General features: G+C 37.0%; 15 protein-coding genes. 7 read left to right on the top strand and 8 right to left on the bottom strand.

Annotated features, from left to right (window positions below):
* The first annotated feature begins 62 nt into the window (after positions 1-62).
* Positions 63-1,742, top strand: coding sequence for a sodium:solute symporter family transporter (locus tag HDE70_RS12205; protein ID WP_183890374.1), 1,680 nt, complete (start codon positions 63-65; stop codon positions 1,740-1,742).
* Here HDE70_RS12205 and HDE70_RS12200 read toward each other — a convergent pair whose 3' ends face one another.
* The 7 genes from HDE70_RS12200 to HDE70_RS12170 all read right to left on the bottom strand — a co-directional run bounded on the left by HDE70_RS12200 (position 1,743) and on the right by HDE70_RS12170 (position 8,095).
* Positions 1,743-2,234, bottom strand: coding sequence for a DinB family protein (locus tag HDE70_RS12200; RefSeq protein ID WP_183890372.1), 492 nt, complete (start codon positions 2,232-2,234; stop codon positions 1,743-1,745). It lies immediately after the preceding gene.
* 132 nt (positions 2,235-2,366) lie between these two features.
* Positions 2,367-2,570, bottom strand: coding sequence for a hypothetical protein (locus HDE70_RS12195; RefSeq protein ID WP_183890370.1), 204 nt, complete (start codon positions 2,568-2,570; stop codon positions 2,367-2,369).
* A 20-nt stretch (positions 2,571-2,590) separates the two neighbouring features.
* A complete protein-coding gene (locus HDE70_RS12190; RefSeq protein WP_183866714.1) occupies positions 2,591-2,779 on the bottom strand; it encodes a hypothetical protein in 189 nt (62 codons plus the stop codon).
* A 135-nt stretch (positions 2,780-2,914) separates the two neighbouring features.
* Entirely contained in the window at positions 2,915-3,655 is a 741-nt protein-coding gene (locus HDE70_RS12185; protein ID WP_183890368.1) for a LytR/AlgR family response regulator transcription factor, read from the bottom strand.
* A gap of 14 nt (positions 3,656-3,669) precedes the next feature.
* Positions 3,670-6,381, bottom strand: coding sequence for a TonB-dependent receptor domain-containing protein (locus tag HDE70_RS12180; RefSeq protein ID WP_183890366.1), 2,712 nt, complete (start codon positions 6,379-6,381; stop codon positions 3,670-3,672).
* Positions 6,382-6,397: 16 nt separating this feature from the next.
* Positions 6,398-7,405: a FecR family protein gene (locus HDE70_RS12175; protein WP_183890364.1), complete on the bottom strand. Its 1,008-nt coding sequence runs from the start codon at positions 7,403-7,405 to the stop codon at positions 6,398-6,400.
* A 105-nt stretch (positions 7,406-7,510) separates the two neighbouring features.
* The gene (locus HDE70_RS12170) at positions 7,511-8,095 is read right to left on the bottom strand and encodes an RNA polymerase sigma factor (RefSeq protein ID WP_183890362.1); all 585 of its coding nucleotides are present in this window, start codon (positions 8,093-8,095) and stop codon (positions 7,511-7,513) included.
* Between the two features lie 226 nt (positions 8,096-8,321).
* Between HDE70_RS12170 and HDE70_RS12165 the strand changes: the two genes are divergently transcribed.
* The 6 genes from HDE70_RS12165 (at position 8,322) to HDE70_RS12140 (ending at position 17,001) form a co-directional block, all read left to right on the top strand.
* Complete coding sequence (locus HDE70_RS12165; protein ID WP_183866719.1) at positions 8,322-8,468, top strand: hypothetical protein; 147 nt, start codon at positions 8,322-8,324, stop codon at positions 8,466-8,468.
* A gap of 80 nt (positions 8,469-8,548) precedes the next feature.
* The gene (locus HDE70_RS12160) at positions 8,549-9,883 is read left to right on the top strand and encodes a hypothetical protein (protein WP_183890360.1); all 1,335 of its coding nucleotides are present in this window, start codon (positions 8,549-8,551) and stop codon (positions 9,881-9,883) included.
* Positions 9,884-9,904: 21 nt separating this feature from the next.
* Positions 9,905-11,212, top strand: coding sequence for a hypothetical protein (locus HDE70_RS12155; RefSeq protein WP_183890358.1), 1,308 nt, complete (start codon positions 9,905-9,907; stop codon positions 11,210-11,212).
* A 28-nt stretch (positions 11,213-11,240) separates the two neighbouring features.
* Entirely contained in the window at positions 11,241-13,448 is a 2,208-nt protein-coding gene (locus HDE70_RS12150) for a peptidase domain-containing ABC transporter (protein ID WP_183890356.1), read from the top strand.
* Positions 13,449-13,453: 5 nt separating this feature from the next.
* Positions 13,454-14,176 (top strand): HlyD family secretion protein, encoded by a 723-nt coding sequence (locus HDE70_RS12145; protein WP_183890354.1) that lies wholly within the window; start codon positions 13,454-13,456, stop codon positions 14,174-14,176.
* Between the two features lie 425 nt (positions 14,177-14,601).
* Complete coding sequence (locus tag HDE70_RS12140; RefSeq protein ID WP_183890352.1) at positions 14,602-17,001, top strand: ABC transporter permease; 2,400 nt, start codon at positions 14,602-14,604, stop codon at positions 16,999-17,001.
* A gap of 120 nt (positions 17,002-17,121) precedes the next feature.
* Here HDE70_RS12140 and HDE70_RS12135 read toward each other — a convergent pair whose 3' ends face one another.
* Entirely contained in the window at positions 17,122-17,325 is a 204-nt protein-coding gene (locus HDE70_RS12135) for a hypothetical protein (RefSeq protein ID WP_183890350.1), read from the bottom strand.
* Positions 17,326-17,853 lie beyond the last annotated feature (528 nt).

The following is a 17,853-nucleotide window of genomic DNA, read 5'->3' as shown; positions in this document are numbered from 1 at the left end:
GCACGGTTAGCTGTTAATGTAATGAATCTAATCCCCTCAATTCTACAACCAAATATCAAACTATGAACTCGACACTCTCAATGGGGGGTATTGGCGTCTTTGTAATTTATTTTATCATCGTCGCTTTATATGGATACTACGTTTACAAAAAGAAAAGTAAGGTTAATGATTCCAAGAATTTCTTTTTAGCCGAAGGGTCACTGACCTGGTGGGCAATAGGGGCTTCAATTATTGCCTCTAATATTTCTGCGGAACAATTTATCGGAATGAGTGGCGAAGGTTTTTTCGCTGGTATAGCCGTTGCTGTTTATGAATGGCTGGGTGCTGCGGTGTTGATCCTTGTGGCTGTATTCTTTATGCCCGTATATATCAAAAATAAGATTTATACGATGCCTCAGTTCCTTAAAAACAGGTACAATGGCAGTGTAGCGCTGATCATGAGTGTATTCTGGATTTTCCTGTACGTTTTTATCAATCTAACCTCTATTTTATATCTGGGAGCTTTAGCTATCAATGGATTGATAGGTGGAGAATATTTTCATATTGTGATGATCTGTCTGGCCGTATTTGCAATTATAATTACATTGGGTGGTATGCGGGTTATTGGCTATACAGATGTGATCCAGGTTGGGGTATTGATTATTGGCGGGCTGGCTACCACCTATATGACCTTAACTATTGTTGGCGAAAAATTTGGTGTAGGCAGCGAAGCTATTGCTGGTTTTAAAGTATTGCTCAGAGAAGCGCCGGAACATTTTCATCTGATGCTGGCCAAACCTAAGCCAGGTGCTTCGCAGGTGGATATTAATAAATACCTGATTCTTCCTGCTGTGGGGATGTACGCAGCAGGTCAATGGATCAGTAACCTGAATTATTGGGGCTGTAATCAGTATATCACACAACGTGCGCTTGGCGCCGACTTACAGACTGCCCGTACAGGTATTCTTTTTGCAAGTCTGCTCAAAATATTAATGCCGGTTATTGTCATGCTGCCGGGAATTATAGCTTATGTGTTATATAAAGGCGGCCATTTGCAGTTGACAGGAGGCAAAGACAGTGCATATTCTGCTATATTGGGCCTTTTGCCCCCTGAATTGAAAGGTTTGGCTGCGGCGGCTTTAACTGCTGCTATTGTAGCTTCACTAGCTGGGAAATGTAATAGTATATCGACTATATTTACACTTGATATTTATAAAAAACATATCAATACACTATCAAGTGAACAGCGGATGGTGTGGACAGGACGCATTGCCATTGTCATTTCCATGGTAGTTGCTGTTCTGTTTACCTGGAATGATTTACTGGGCATCGGAAGGGCAGGTGGTTATACCTTCGTTCAAAAATATACCAGTTATATCAGTCCGGGGGTTTTTGCCACTTTCATTTTGGGGATGTTCTGGAAACGTACCAATAGTATTGCTGCTTTTACAGGCATTATTTTTGGCTTTCTGATCTCTGTTTTCTTTAATGAGTTCGCAGTAAAAGTATTTGGCCCGGAGACGATTTTATACACAGCTTTTCCAAATATGGATGGGATATATGAAATCCCATTCTTTATTTGTCTGAGCTGGTCTTTCATTATCACAGTACTGGTGATGGTTGGCACAAGCATTTTAGGACCACGTATCAATCCGAAAGCCTTTGAACTGGATGCAGAAATGTTTAAGCTCAAACCGTTTTCAATTGTATTAATCGTATCTATTATGCTGCTGTTAATTGCAATTTATGCACGTTTCTGGTAACTAATCATATTTCATTCCCGGGTGGCCTAACAACCTTCGCCATAAAGCAATCTGGCCAATGCAGCTGGCTTCCCGGTAGGTAGTAAAGGAAATCAGCTCATAAATGCTCATTTTATACCCGGGCATCATTTCGAAAATGCTGTCCAGTTTTTCGTCGCTGACCTTCAGCAGCAGGTCTTTTAAAATGGGGCTGATTTTATTCCAGTCCTGCTGAAATGTTTCCAGAGCAGGGTAGGTAACTTCATCCTGAATCCCCTGGTGATCTTTAAAAAGTTCATGTGCACTTTGCTGTAACTGTGTACCCAGAATCCCTGCTAATGCATATCTTTCCTGTACAAGACTGCCTGTAATCCAGGCCACGTGATTTGCTTTAGACTGGAGCCTGTTTTGTGCATCCTGATCCGTAAGACCTTCCAGGGCTTTAGGGAGAAATGTAGTATACATATCGTATAAAACGAGTAATGAATTCATTCTGTCGCTAGCTGTTTTCATCCTTTTAAGATTTACTAATTGGTTAGTTTTTAATTGTTTGTCTGGTATTACAACTGTAAATCTATGCGCTTTTAGTTTAAGGATGGGGGTGTGAATCAGGCAATCTAAGGGGGTGATCAGGCCACGGTGTTTCTAAGTTTTCTTTTGCGCAGGATTTATCCGTTTGCGCATATGATCTTCTGCTTGCTTCACCTCATCTTTTTCAGCAAGAGGTTCCTGAGTTTTCAGTCTGTCTGGTTTCGGCTTCTCTGGTTTTAATTTGCCTGGTTTTGAGCTTCCGGCTTTGGCCATCGCCTTATCGGTGTCATTGCCGGTTATTCTTTTTCTTTTTTCCATGATGATCAGTTTCAGGTAAGTCAGGCAATAAAAATATCTGGTATTTCCTTTTTCGGAACGTTGTGCGCTGGTGATTCCGCAGACTTGTTTTTACCCCAGTCCCAATCTTCTCTGAAATCTTCATCCGCATGAAAATAATAGCCGCGTTTACGGTAAGAATAGCCTCTCACAGCATCAAATTTTTCTTTCTCTTTCTGCTTCGTTTTCATAGTTTAATAATTTTAGTTGTGGATTTCCGGCTATAACAAGCTCTGTTATAAATAGTTTGTCATAAAATAAAATTGAGTTATTTAATCTGCTCTATGATCCATAGGACGATTAATGCCGTCGAACCAGTCCTGTGATTATTTGTCCCTGCCTGTTTTTACAATGGTTGTTCTGATGTAATTATAAAAAGATTCTCTATAGGTTGAACCCAATAAAAGAACAGTCTTATTTTTAAGTACAACCATATTTCCATCAATATGAATGATCTTTTTATGATTAACAATAAATGATTTGTGTATTCTGAGAAAGATATCGGCAGGTAGTTGGATAATTATTTTTTTTAAAGGTACTTGAACGATACAAGTTTCTTTGTCTAAATTAAAGATCACATTATTGTTATTGGATTCAATATAAAATATATCATCAAGCTCTATTTTAAATAAGCGGTTTGTTGCCAGTTCTTTCAAATAAATATAGGAGGGATTTAAAGATTTAGGTTGTTGCGTAACCATTGAGGGCTGGGGCAAAGCATAGATGATTTTGCCAATGCATTGAATGAATTTCAGCTTCGAAACAGGCTTTAACAGATAATCTATAGCATTATGCTTAAACGCTTCGAAAGCATATGCTGTGAACATACTGATGTAGACAATTTTGGTAATGGAGGCTATCTGAGCAGAAAAATCGACTCCTTGAGAAACGGGCATATCAATACCTAAAAAGACAAAATCCGGCAACATCGTTTTCACCTCGGCAATACCTTCTTCAGCTTTGGTATGGAACCCAATCAGTTCAAGAAAAACAACGTCGTCAATATGCTTTTTCAGCGTATCAATTGAATTAAGATCTTCATCGATAATATAACAAGTTATCTTCATCTTACTTTCTTTAATTACTTTAACCTATCCAATTCTGCCTGGTTGCTCAGGTCTTTTTTAGGTGCAGTAGGCTTACTACCAAATTTGTAATTAAAGCTTAAACTGAACCTTCGGTTTTCATTTTTATTATAAAAACTGCTGTACAAACCCGCTGTCTCATTTACTCCTTGATTGATATAACTGTAGAAAATATCTGTAACCCCCAATTTAACTGATCCTTTATTTTTTAATACTGCGTACTTTAAGCCTGCATCAACTCTGTATTTAGAGTCAATCCGACGCGTGAGGACTATGCGTTTTGATTTGAACAATCCCAGAATTTCAAAAGACAAGCGGGGATTTAATTCAATAGAATTGAGCAGATTGAGGTTATATGCTCCTTGTTTCAGATCAATATAGGTATCAAGGATAGGCGTTTTGTATCTTTCATAAAAAAAATCTCCGTTTGCAGTGAGATTCCACCACGATGAAACTCTCTTATTGTAACTGATTGATAAGTTGAGTGTATTATAATCTTTAAAATTATCTATAGTCTGTTTAGTAGCCCCAGTGCTATCGGCCAGCGAGGTGAAATAATTAAAATAATTTTTTGTTTTGCTGTAGGAAATTCCTATGCTCAGATCTTTTTTAAATAAGTAGCTGAATTCAATGGAATGTGTAGTCTCTGGTTGAAGTAAGGGATTGCCCTGTGTATAAAAGTATGGAGAAGAATAGTCAATAAAAGGATTTAAATCCTCGTAGCCGGGCCGTCCGATCCTGCGGCTATAAGACAAGCTGATTTGGTCTTCTCCGATATCTCTTAACAGGAAAAGGCTTGGGAAAAGCTGGAAATAGATTCGGTCAAACTTTGCTCCTGAAGTTATAGAGTTACCCTTATAATTAGTTTGTTCTCCTCTGATGCCTATCTGAAGGTTGGTTAATTGACCTAACTTTGTTATATAATTAAGATAAGCTGCGTTTATGTATTCCTTGTAATCGAAAGTATTGCTTCGATTGAGATCTGTAATGAGATTTCCCTGTATATCTCCATTTTGGAACAGGATATTACTATTGGAGTGTGTATAAGCTGTTTTGGCTCCTATTTCAAACTTAGCATTTTTAGAGATAGGATAAGTATAGTCAAGTTTTGCTGTGTAGACCCTTATATCAATATCCGAAGCATTTAATACCTTTTCCTGTGGCCGGTTTAATATCTCCTCTTTATTAAAATAACTATTGATAAAGGTATTTGGATTCGAGGACTGGTAAGCGGTATAATCTGCGTTAAATAAAATTACATGATCATCGGCACCGAAAATGTGTTTTGCGTTAATATTCAAGCCGTAGGTATTATAGGAAGCCCTTCCATTGTTTAAGGAAGACAGACTGGAATCTGGCTGGCTACTGTTAAAATCTTTAAATAATGTGTTTTGCGTAAAATCTGACCGGTTAGTGTTGTTATTTAATGTGCCCAGTATTCCGATGGTATTATTGTCATTAACTGTATAGTCGGCACCCAGTCTTACATTATTGGAAATAGATCGGTTGTGCGCTATTTCATGCTGGTTATACTTAATGTTTTCAGGTCCGGTTATAATCTTATCACTCAGAAATGTTGAAGTTTGCAGATTATGCTGGAAACTATAGTTACTGAAAATGTTCAGCTTCTTTGCTTTAAAATTCAGAGTTATACTTTCAGTAAATCTAGGTCGTACACCCACAGTAAATCCGGTAGTTACTGTACCGTTGAAGCCAGGATTACTGCCCTTTTTAGTTTTGATATTTATAATTCCTCCTTTACCCTCTGCATCATATTTAGAAGAAGGGTTAGTAATCAGTTCAATTTTATCAATCGAATTTGCCGGCATACTTTGAAGCAGGGTACTGATCTCAGCCGCAGATAATTTTACTGGTTTATCATCTATCATTACAATTACCCCCTGTTTTCCTTTCATGCTAATTTCCTCGTTATCAATAGAAACTCCAGGTGCAATTTCCAACAGTTCATTGACCGAGCCGCCGCTTGCCAGTATGCTGTTGTCTACATTCATAATTGTACGGTCAATTTTGCGCTCTATAAACTGTTTTTTTGCAACCACACGCACTTCGTTCAACTGTTTGGATGATAAAGGAAGCAGTATAGGAGGCAGTCTGACACCGGCTGAGGCTAAAGCGAAAATATTGCTTGAGGTAGTTTTATATCCCATTTGAAAGACTTTAATCAAATAATTTCCGGGCGCAATATTTTTAAAAGTATATTTTCCCGTGCTGTCACACAGGCTGCTTTTTACCAATGATGTATCTTTAGCTTTCAGTAGCTGAACGGAACTGTAGGCCAATGTTTTTTTAGCATGATCATAAACAAAGCCCGTAACCGTTGCCGGTTGAATCGTATCTTTAACTGTACTGCTCACATCTCTAACAGGCAATTGCAAGACCTCTTTTTTTGACCTTGTAAAGATGATATAGTTACTATTCTCTACATGATAAAAAGACAGGTCAGATTGTTTAAAGAGCTGACCAAGTACTTGTTCTATATTTTGACCGACAACGGGATCTATCTCAAAAGTGGTAGTTTTTCCTGTAAGTAATCCGTCCTGATACATAAAATTGATATGGTACTGATGTGCTATTTTGTCAATAATTTCCTTTACAGGACGTTCATTAACTGAAATCTGCGAAGCATAGGAAGAATCAGAAAGATGAATAAAACAGATAAGTGCAATAAAAAAGGTTAAATACTTCATAAAGATGTAAATGGGATTATTGTACGATTAACTGTTTAGATGAACTTTTAGTGAATGTTATATCGAGTGCAATAGAAAGTCCTTTTAAGAATGCGGATTCACTTCCGGTCACAAAAGTTCCTGTGAGTTTCTTCTCCAGTATTTTTGGGTTGCGAACTACTACCTTATAACCATAGAGGTCTTCAATCTGTTTAAATACTTCTGTTACAGGTGTCTGTGAGAATTCAAGCTTGTTGTTTCTCCACACAGTTTTCTGGACTGCTTTTGTCTTTTTTCTAATGATGGTATCCTGACCAGATTGATATTCAAATACTTCTCCTGGTTTCATCACAAATTTCTTTGCTTTAACTGCCAGGCTAACTTTACCTGTAACAAGAGAAACATTGATCAGCCCACGTCTGTCGTTCACATTAAAAGTTGTTCCAAGTACTTCAATGGCCAGCTGACCGGCATGAACCACAAAATTATCTCCCGGTATTATAGCGCCAGACTGATGTAAATGCTTTACCACAAAAAAAGCTTCGCCGGATATCCAAACTTCTCTTTTTTTATTGCTGCCCCAGTTCTTCAAATAATGCAGGGTACTGTTGGCATTGAGCACTACCTGGGAATGATCGGGAAGAATGATGGTTCTTTTTTCTCCGAAAGCCGTAATATACTCTACCTGGCGATTTGCCTGGTATAAAAAGAATGCTCCTCCAACAAGAAGTAACATAGCAGCTGCACTAATTATTCTCCATAATTTTGTTGTGTGTGATATTTGATGTATGGTAGTTTTTGCAGCTACGCTGGCCCACAACACATCTTCTTCCTGCTGATCAAAAATCGCAGGTTTTAAAGTGATACCGGATATAATTTTAGACGCCTGTTCCATGTTTTTTATTTGTTCAGGATGACTAAAGCGTACATTTTCCCAATAAGCTGAAAGCTCTGGATTGGGTAACAACACCCATGATATGAAGGAGAGATCTGTGACGAAATCTTCCAGGTTATAGTGAGTTAAGTCCGGATTTGGTTTGATCATATTACTGCATTTATAGTGATTAGCAGTTTTGACCGGTTTTTACCCCATTAAAATTAAATTAAATTTATCGAAATATATAAGTGATTTATTTTCAGTTATATACAATTATATATAATATAAAAATATAAATCTAAAATCTTTTAAAGTTAAATTCTTTCGCATTACAGCAATAGCCCTTCCCAATAATTTATATGTTCCTTTAGCAGAAATATTCATTATCTCAGAGATGTCTTTAAAGGAGAGTCCTTCATAGTACCGGAGATAGATCACCTCATATTGTCTGACGGATAATTTTTTCAATGTGCTCTCCAGTTTTATCTTAATATCAAGATGATATTCTTCTGTGATCATCTGTGCCTCTTTGTTGAGTGTAATTTCAAATAAAGGGAGGTCATGTACTGATACAAATTGACTATCAGAATTCACTTGTTTAATGAGATTAATCCTGAATGCTTTAAACAGATAATTTTTAATATGATCAGTATTATTTAAATGTGCTCTTCTTTCCCAGAGGGAGACAAATAAATCCTGGATACATTCTTTGATCAGTTCTCTGTCTCTGGTGAATCTTGTACCATAACTGAATAGAAGACGTGAATGCGATCTGACTATTGTTTCGAAAGCTATACGGTCACCTTTTCTAAAAGTATCCCAGGTTATGGTATCGGATTTAATGACTGAGTTTTTCAAAAGGAATATTAAAAATTAATATTATAAATAATGAAACCTGTTTTTTTTGTAAAAATAGTAACTATGAAAGTGTTTCAAATGTAATAAAATTAATTATTGATCTGTATAAGTAAACCTGTAAATATCATTAGTTCACATGGATAGCGTTCGCTTTCACCATACTTATGGCGAGATTCTATTTTGTTAAAATTATATTTAGTTACAATCTTAAACCAATTTATTTGTTATGGAAAATTCAAAAGAAAACCAATTCGATCCAAAAGAGTTTTTGGATGCAAAAGTTATTTCTCCTCTTGAACAGGAAAAACTTTTAGGCGGTACAGCTGAATCTGTTGAAAAAGAAACTGTAAAAGAGCATGTAAAAGAGAGCTAAAAATTACTCTTTAACATGACAAGCCAGACTGTGAATACAATCTGGCTTGTTCATTTCAAGTTAAGATTAATCCTGATCAAATGGAATTAACTAAGAAAATTACTAAAAGTGAAAGCTCCCAATCTGCGTGGAGCAAAGAATGGTGGACAACCTTTTTAAAAAAGTCTGATTTTTTTAAAGATTCAATTCTTATTCCCGATGTAATGGATGAGGAAACTGTTGACAGTTTTAATGGTATGACAGGGTCTATGCTAAGGGAGATTTTTATTCGGCAGAATACATCCTATGACTTTAGGTTATATCTGAACGGGAAATCTCAGTCCAGGAAATATATGGTCGATAACTTGTTCAACTTTCCACCATTAATTACGGAAACGCTGGCAGAATGGGCTGACCGTGTTTTTAGTGATCAGAAATTCGGACTGATCATTAATTCTGGGGAAAAGTTTTCTAATGAAATGGCAGAGAAGATAGCATTGTATCTGAATCCGTTGTTAGAACAGGCAGGATTGCCGTTAAAAGGGATCAATATTACCGTTTTTGTCGGTAACTACGGATTTACTCCATTGGGCATACATACCGATCATCCTGGTGAGAATGTAATGCATTTGCATCTTGGACCGGGTGAAAAAACGATGTATAACTGGGATATAGAGGCCTACAAAGAACTTGCGGGCGATATATCGAACAATAAAAATATAGCGCCCTTATTACCCTACGCAAAAGCTTTTCAACTGAAAGAAGGAGATGTATACTTTATGCCCTGGAATAAGTTCCATATTGGTAACACAGAGGATTTTTCTGTAGGAGTAAGTGTTTGGTATAACAATATGCCATTAAATAAGCTATTTGAAAACCTGATCAAATCATTTAAATATCAATTCTTAAAAAAAGATGATACAAACGATAATTCTTTGATTGTCAGGCCTTATAAAACGCCTGACGCAGAGGAAGGATTTGAGCAGATACTTTCCGCTTTGGAGATGGATGAAAATAAAATGAACAATAGTCTGAAAAATCTTTCTAAAGAAGTTTTTGAAGCTTATATTCTTTCTTTGTATAGTAATCAGGGATGGAAATCACGGCCTATTTCTATTGAGGATGAACTCTCTCCAGATGGTGTAAAACAAGATGCCTCTACATTTCATTATTTGAAAGGCAAAATTATCTCTGTTCCGGAATCATATAAAATGACTTATAAAGTTCTTGAAAATGGCCAGCTAAGAATTTATGCAAGAGGAACAAAAATTGAAATAAAATATCATCCTGAGCTTATAACTATAATAGAAAAACTAAATGAAGGTGGAAGTTATCTTACAGAAGAACTGCTTACAGTATTAAGTAAAGACTGGCCTGAAGATGCTGGCCTTTATATACTTAATCTATTATACCTAAAGAGAGCAATCGTTTATTAATAAACAATAAAACAATAGAATATGTCAAATGCCCCTTTATCAATTGTCAATTCTACAGAAAAATTTCAATTAAATCGTGCTGGATGGGAAAACATTCTTCATAAGACGGCTAATTTTACTGCACCTGAAGTACAAACTAATGTACTGGAATCAGAAGATAGGATAAACTTCAGAAAGTGGATTTTTGATGTGATTCGCCATATTTGTATAAATAAAACTAATGCCTACGGCTTCCGTGTATATCTTAACAGTGAAATTGTCAATAAAGATTACCTCACTGAAAACGTATATCCCCATATACCTGCCGTAGAAAGCGATGGAACACAGTGGATTGAGGATGTCTTTCAAGATCAGAAATTTGGTATTATCCTCAATTTTAGTGAGAAATTCAGTATGCCGATGGCAGACCGTCTTTCAGCATTGATTCATCCACTTTTAGATCATCTTGGGGTTCCTTCCAATGGCATGCATACTACCGTATTTATAGGTAATTATGGATTTACACCATTAGGCATCCATCAGGATCATTTTGGCGCCAATGTTATTCATTTTCATCTTGGCCCTGGCGATAAAACCATGTATACCTGGGAAGCTGGACTTTTTGAATCTTTAGACGGGAAAAATAAACCGCTGGCGGAATTATTGCCTCTGGCTAATGCTTATCATTTTGAGCAGGATGATCTTTTTTTTATGCCTTGGGATCAATATCATATTGGACAAACTGACGATTTATCTGTTGGCCTTACCGTATGGTTTGATAACCATAGTAACCACGCATTAGCCGAAAGACTTCTGAAGTCTATTACCATGCAAATGGATAATGAAAATCTTCAGGAAATTACTAAAATGCAGCATGGGATAGCTGATATTGATTATAATTCGGTTGAAGAAATATTTAAGAACCATTCCAAGATTGCTGATTTACCATTTAAAGATCTTTTGAAAGAGGTCTTTAGCGATTTTAAAATGGCTTTGTTCAGTAATTGTGGATGGACCTCCATACCAATCACTATGGAGCAGATTTCTGATGATTTTAAAGTAGATGAAAATTTCGGGTTATTAGACAATGTCTATGTTCAGCTACCTTATCCCTTCCAACTTTATCATACCAGAACCAATGCAGAAGACATAACTATATATGCAAGGGGAGCCAAAATAACCATCAGATTTAATCCATTGCTGGAGGATATTATAAATCAGCTGAATACCAATGAAATTTTCCATACGGGTTCATTGCTAAAGCAATTAAATGAAGAGTGGCCACCACAGGCTGGTTTATATTTTTTGGCTTTGCTATACAATAAGCGTGCACTTTACATTACTGACTAGTTTCGTACTCTTAATCTGTTTGTATTGAATGAGAAGTTTTCCGCATTATTCACAATTTGATTCTATTGATTGCGGGCCTGCCTGCTTGCAGATTATTTCCAGATTTTATGGCAGAGAATATTCACTCAATTTATTACGTAGTTTAAGTAATGTTGGGCGTGAAGGCGTATCAGTATTGGGCATCTGTCGTGCTGCGGAAAAACTAGGCTTCAACTCTACGCCAGTTAAAATTAGCTATTCAGATTTGGCTTCGCGTGTAAATCTTCCGTGTATTGCTCATTGGCAGCAAAATCATTTTCTGGTAGTCTATAAAATAACAGCTAAGTATGTTTATCTGTCGGACCCCGGTTCTTCCAGACAGAAAGTTACTGTTGCGGCTTTTAAAAAAAACTGGATAAGCGATGTTGAGGGCGATGAAAAAATTGGAATTGTCATCGCTTTAGAGATGCTACCAGCATTTAAGACTATAAACCTGGAAGATTCAACAATTCCGCAAACCAATAAAACAGAAGGGTTGAAATATCTTTTCCAGCATTTGTTCAGTCATAAAAAAGTGATTATTCAAATTGCATTCGGACTATTTTTCAGTACTTTATTTACGCTGATTTTGCCCTTTCTTACTCAGAGTATTATAGATTCCGGGATAAAAGACAAGGATATTAATTTTATATACTTACTTGTTTTTGGACAAATAGCTATTTATACGGGCCAGTTAGTCATAGAATTTATCCAAAACTGGCTACTGATGTATGTTGGTTCCAAGATTAATGTGACCATGGTCTCTGAGTTTTTATCAAAGATTATGGCTATGCCCATTAAATATTTTGATACTAAACTTTCGGGAGATCTGTTGCAGCGGATAGATGACCATAAAAGAATAGAAAGGTTCCTAACCTCTAAAACGCTGGGACTGGTATTCCAGGTGCTATTGTTTGCAGCCTTTGTTACCGTACTTGCCTTCTATAATATTAACGTATTTATTTGTTTTATGATTGGTACAGTAGCCTATATTGGATGGGTATTGTTATTTCATCGTAAAAGGAGAATACTCGACTTTCAAAAATTTATTGAATTGTCTAAAAATCAATCCAAACAAATTGAAATTATTAATGGAATGCAGGATATTAAACTGCACAATTCAGAAAGACAGAAACGATGGGAGTGGCAGGAAATACAAGCAAGGTTATTTGACATAAACCTTCGATATTTGTCATTGGAACAATATCAGCGATTGGGCGCAAAATTTATCAACAGCATTAAAAATATTATTATTACCCTGATCGCGACAAAGGCCGTAATTGCTGGTGAAATGTCTTTAGGCCAGCTAATTGCTATCCAATTTATAGTGGGTGAGCTCAATTCACCATTAAGCTCGGCAATAGACTTTATCCAGTCGTACCAGGAAGCCAAAATCAGCCTGGATAGAATCGGAGAGATGCAGAACCCCCAGATAGCTGACAATAGCCTTACAGACCATCTGCTACATCCACTGTCTTCTGGATCTTTACAATTAAAAAAAGTCAGTTTCACATATGCAGGAACACACTATTCAAAAGTTTTGAAAGAAGTCGACATTCATATTCCTGAAGGCAAAACTACAGCAATTGTTGGGTTGAGTGGTAGCGGTAAAACCACTTTATTAAAGCTTCTGATGAAATTCTACGAACCTACTGAAGGACAGATTATTGTTGGTGATATCAACCTGAAATCTATAAATGAGCATATTTGGCGGGATAAATGTGGTTCTGTACTACAGGATGGATATGTTTTTTCTGATACCATTGCAAGAAATATTGCTTTAGGCGTGGAGAGTATAGATCATGAAAAATTGTTTGAGGCAGCAAAGATTGCCAACATTCAGGAGTTTATTGATTCATTACCCTTAGGTTATAATACAAGAATTGGTCCGGAAGGTATAGGTGTAAGTCAGGGTCAGCGCCAACGCTTGCTCATTGCCAGGGCCATTTATAAAAACCCGGATTATATATTTTTTGACGAAGCTACAAACGCTTTGGATGCAAACAATGAAAAAAAGATCATCAGAAATCTTGATGAATTTTTTAAAGGAAGAACAGTGGTCGTTGTTGCACACAGGCTAAGTACAGTGATTAATGCTGATAAAATATACGTGCTCGAAAATGGATCTATCATTGAATCAGGGTCTCACCGGGAGCTCATTGATAAATCTGGTGCCTATTTTACATTAATAAAAAATCAATTAGAGTTGGGGAGTTAATTAAGATGGAAAAAAAGATTAAACTAATAGACGATAAAACAAATATAATATTGAGCCGTCCTCCGGGATGGATCTATCGCTGGGGAATGGTAGTGACTATTGCTTCTGTTTGTTTACTTATCTTTTTATCATTTGTTATTCCTTATAAGGAAAGTATCTCTTGTAAGGTTAAGTTTACTACTACACAGCAAATTATGCCAGTAGTAAGCCCTGTAGACGGAATTATTAGTGAAAAGACATTCTACGAAAACAAAGGGATAAAGGCTAATCAACTTTTATTTACTATTTATGACGTATCACAGAAGAAATACGTGGATATAAAGTCACCTCATTCTGGCCTTTATATGACTTCACAGTATAATTTTACAGAAAAAACTTACGTGAAGAAGAATGATACCTTATTTTATATTGCACCAGAAATCACAAGTAATAAAGATTTATATGGCACGGCCTCGGTAAATGCCTTTGAACTATCAAAATTAAAAATTGGCAATCAGGTTCAGCTTAGCATTGAACAATTTGGAAAAGTAATTAATGTTTTTGGCAGAATCTCTTTTATTTCCCGTATTCCTAATCATAAAGGAGATTACCCATTTTATATTCTGCTGGATAATAAAGATATCCAGTACTTGACTTCTCATCAACTTATTTATTTTAATCAGGCTGGTACCGCTCAGGTTAACTACCGTAATCAAAAACTGGTTTACAAGTTGTTTAACTTTCTGTAATAATTTCCAGGCATTCAAAAGCTTAACAGATGGAGTTTTTACCCAAAATTTGGCCTTGATCCTGGAGAAGGGAGTTATGTCATCACGGAAAATCCGGGAATAGCACGTAAGATGAAAGTTCTTTTTGGTCAATATAATGGTATTTACCAGTTTTATAGCTAATATAGAGACCAATAGAATAAAGCAGAAAAATTAATACTTAACAGATTACAAGAGACCTTATGATTTATCAGTTGATGCAGATCGGAGGGGAATGCGAAAATTAATCCTATGTCCGTTACTGCACATAGAGCTGTCCAGAAATGAACAGCATATCATAATCATTTTTATATAATTGCTTCTAAAACTGTATGTTAACAGGCTTTTGACTTATGGTATGGAAATGGCATACTGGAATTCATTGATCAGATTTATACCATATCACTATGTTTAAGCTCAACTTTAAAGTAGCCCTTCGCAACCTTTGGAAAAACAAAGGCTTTGCCTTGATTAATATCGGAGGATTAGCTATTGGCTTAACTTGCTGCCTTCTTTTACTCCTTTATGTGAATTACGAGTGGGGATATGATAAACAGTTCAAAAATATAGAGCGTATCTATGGCGTACCCAAGCACGCGGCTAATACTGCTGGTTTTGATCGTACACTGGGCCCGCTTGATAATGGTCTGCCTGCAACCCTGGCCCCGGAGGCACAGGAAAAAATTCAAGGTGTTGAAGCGGTAAGCCGTTTGAGATATGCTTACAAATTAGTGAATTACAAGAATAACAGTTTCAAAATAAATACCTGTGCTGTTGACCCTCAATTCCTGCAAATATTTGATTATAAATTTATAAAAGGCAATGCACAAACCGCCCTTACAGATCCAAATTCAATACTGATCACGGAAAAAACGGCCAGTAAACTTTTTGGAAAGGCCGATCCTATAGGACAGATTATCAAATGGGATAACCAGGAAGCACTCAAAGTAACGGCTGTTATTGAAGATTTACCAGGCAATCAAACTGTGCAATTTGAAGCATTAACGACATGGACTTTCTTCCTGATGGATAATCCCGGATTTAAGAATCTGGATTGGTTCCATGGATATACCAATACTATCATTAAATTAAAAGACAATAAATATTTCGAGTCTGCTGATGCCACTTTAAGAAAAATGATCATTGCCCATTCTGTAGATAAACACGACCGTACCGAAGCCTTTCTGTTCCCTTTCAGTAAAACACATCTGTACACCCAATTTGAAAACGGAAAGTCAGTTGGCGGAAAGATCGATCAGGTCAAACTATTCCTTTTCCTTGCCTTTTGTGTTTTGGGTATCGCATGTATTAATTACATGAACCTTTCTACGGCAAGATCTGAAAAAAGGGCGCGGGAAGTAGGTGTAAAAAAGGCTTTAGGCTCTACAAGGCAAGCTATTGCCGGACAATTTATGATAGAATCATTGGTACTCTCATTTATCGCCATGACATTTGCTTTCGTCATGCTTGAATTTTCCCTTCCTTATTTCAACCATCTGTTAGGTATTGAAATAACCATCAATTATATATCTATACCACTCTGGTCAGCGCTGTTAGCACTAATTCTGATTACAGGAGTTCTTGCTGGCAGCTACCCATCATTCTACCTTTCCTCCTTTGTGCCCGTTAAAGTTTTGAAAGGCTTTACTGGAATTGGGAAAACATCCTTACCTATTCGTAAGATACTGGTTGTTGTGCAATTTGGATGCTCGGTTTGCATGATCATCTGTGCGATTATCATTTATAAACAAATCAGCTATATCAGGAATAAGCCCTTAGGATTTAATAAAGAAAACCTGGTTGAGCTGGAAACTACCGGAGAGTTCAGCAAACCTGGAAAACGGGAGATCTTCAGGAGAGAACTGATCAGATCGGGTGCTGTCCTTTCGGCAACGGATTATTCTATAGGATTAACAAATTATGGCAACAATTCTTCGGATATTACCTGGCCCGGAAATAATGACAACTGGAAATATTCATGGAACACCAGGGTAACGGGATACGATTTTACCAAAACTATCGGTGCTGAATTATTATCGGGCAGAGATTTCGCGGAGGAATTTGGTACTGATACCAGCAGTGTGTTATTGAACGAAAGTGCTGTTAAAGTGATGGAATTGAAAAACCCGGTGGGAACTGTCATTCGTAAAGCAGGAAGCCCATTCAAGATTATAGGCGTGATCAAAGATTACAGCTATGAGTCGCCAGCCTATAAGGTATCACCTACGCTTACCTTTCTGGGGACGGCTGCCACACCGAAAAGGGAAACTTACATAGAACTATTGAGGCTGAATCCTGCACAGAATTTGAGTACTTCTATACAAATGATCAAAGATCTGAGTTTAAAGATGAACCCGGCATATCCTGTGGTATTGTATTTTGTGAACAAAGAAATGGAAGATAAGCTGGCTAATGAGCATTTATTGAGCGTATTATCGAATCTGTTTGGAGGATTTGCCATCTTGATTTCCTGCCTGGGATTATTGGGCCTGGCTTTATATATGGCTGAGCAAAGAAGCAAAGAGATCAGTATTCGTAAAGTATTGGGCGCAGACCTAAGCCATTTACTGATCCTGTTAAATAAGGATTTTATGAAACTGGTACTGATCTCCAATTTAATCGCCTGTCCGCTGGCTTATATTATAAGTTATCAATGGATACAGAAATTTGATTACCGGGCCGAAATAACACTATGGCCAATGCTAACCACGATAGGGTTGTCGATATTTGTTGCACTGCTTACCGTTAGCTTACAGACTTTTAAAGTTGCCCGGGCGAATCCTGTTGATTCATTAAAATATGAATAACCTTTGAGTTCTCTTCTTTTGGTCTGCCTGAATTGATTTTACGGATCAAGTCATAAACTTGTGGATCAGTGATTAAATTTCAAGTTTTGGATTTGATATTTCTTAGTTCAAAGCGGATGGTTACGATTCTTTAATAAGCTGATTACTTCCTGATTTTTCCAGGCTTGCAACTTTTACGAAAGTTCTCTGATGCCTTTCGGTTTCCATTGATTGTTTCATTATGCCCGGTACAGGACTTTTGAAACAACCTGTACTCCAAACTGCTGCTTTAAAAATGAAATCGCCCAGGATTCCCTTTGAAAATTTACCCGTTAAACTTCCCATAATAAATAAATGTTTTCCACCAATGTAAGCTGTTCGCGTTAAAGATTATCCTGATGCGTAAAAAATGTCCGCAATTGTCCGCAGCTGTCTGCAATTGTCCGCAGTTGTCCGTGGGTTAGTCCAATGGAAAATTATAATTTCATTAATCTTCATCCGGTTATGACCTGGTTGTGCCTGAATAGAGATCGGGGTAACACCAGGTTGTAAACAGCCTTTAAGCATACGTACTCTAAGTCATTTCAACTAGTTGTTTTGACTTGGACTTGCCATGCTCTCACGTTACTTTAGCACTGCTCTTACCCTAACGAGTACCCGGACAGTACTCAGGCAGTACCCGGCCGATATAGAGTTATTATTTAGCTATTTTGAATTTATTTACTAACAGCCCGGCCTTGTTTCGGCCGGGTCATTCCCATGCAAATTGAAAGCTTTCAGCGCAACTTCCAGAGGCATAAGAGCATCCGTGATCTCAAAGACTTGCTGTTTAGCGTGTCAAAAAATTATGACTAAAAAAGAGCCAGCTCCACC

This window comes from Pedobacter cryoconitis, assembly GCF_014200595.1.
Taxonomy (GTDB): domain Bacteria; phylum Bacteroidota; class Bacteroidia; order Sphingobacteriales; family Sphingobacteriaceae; genus Pedobacter; species Pedobacter cryoconitis_C.
This window is presented reverse-complemented; position numbering and strand designations above follow the sequence as displayed.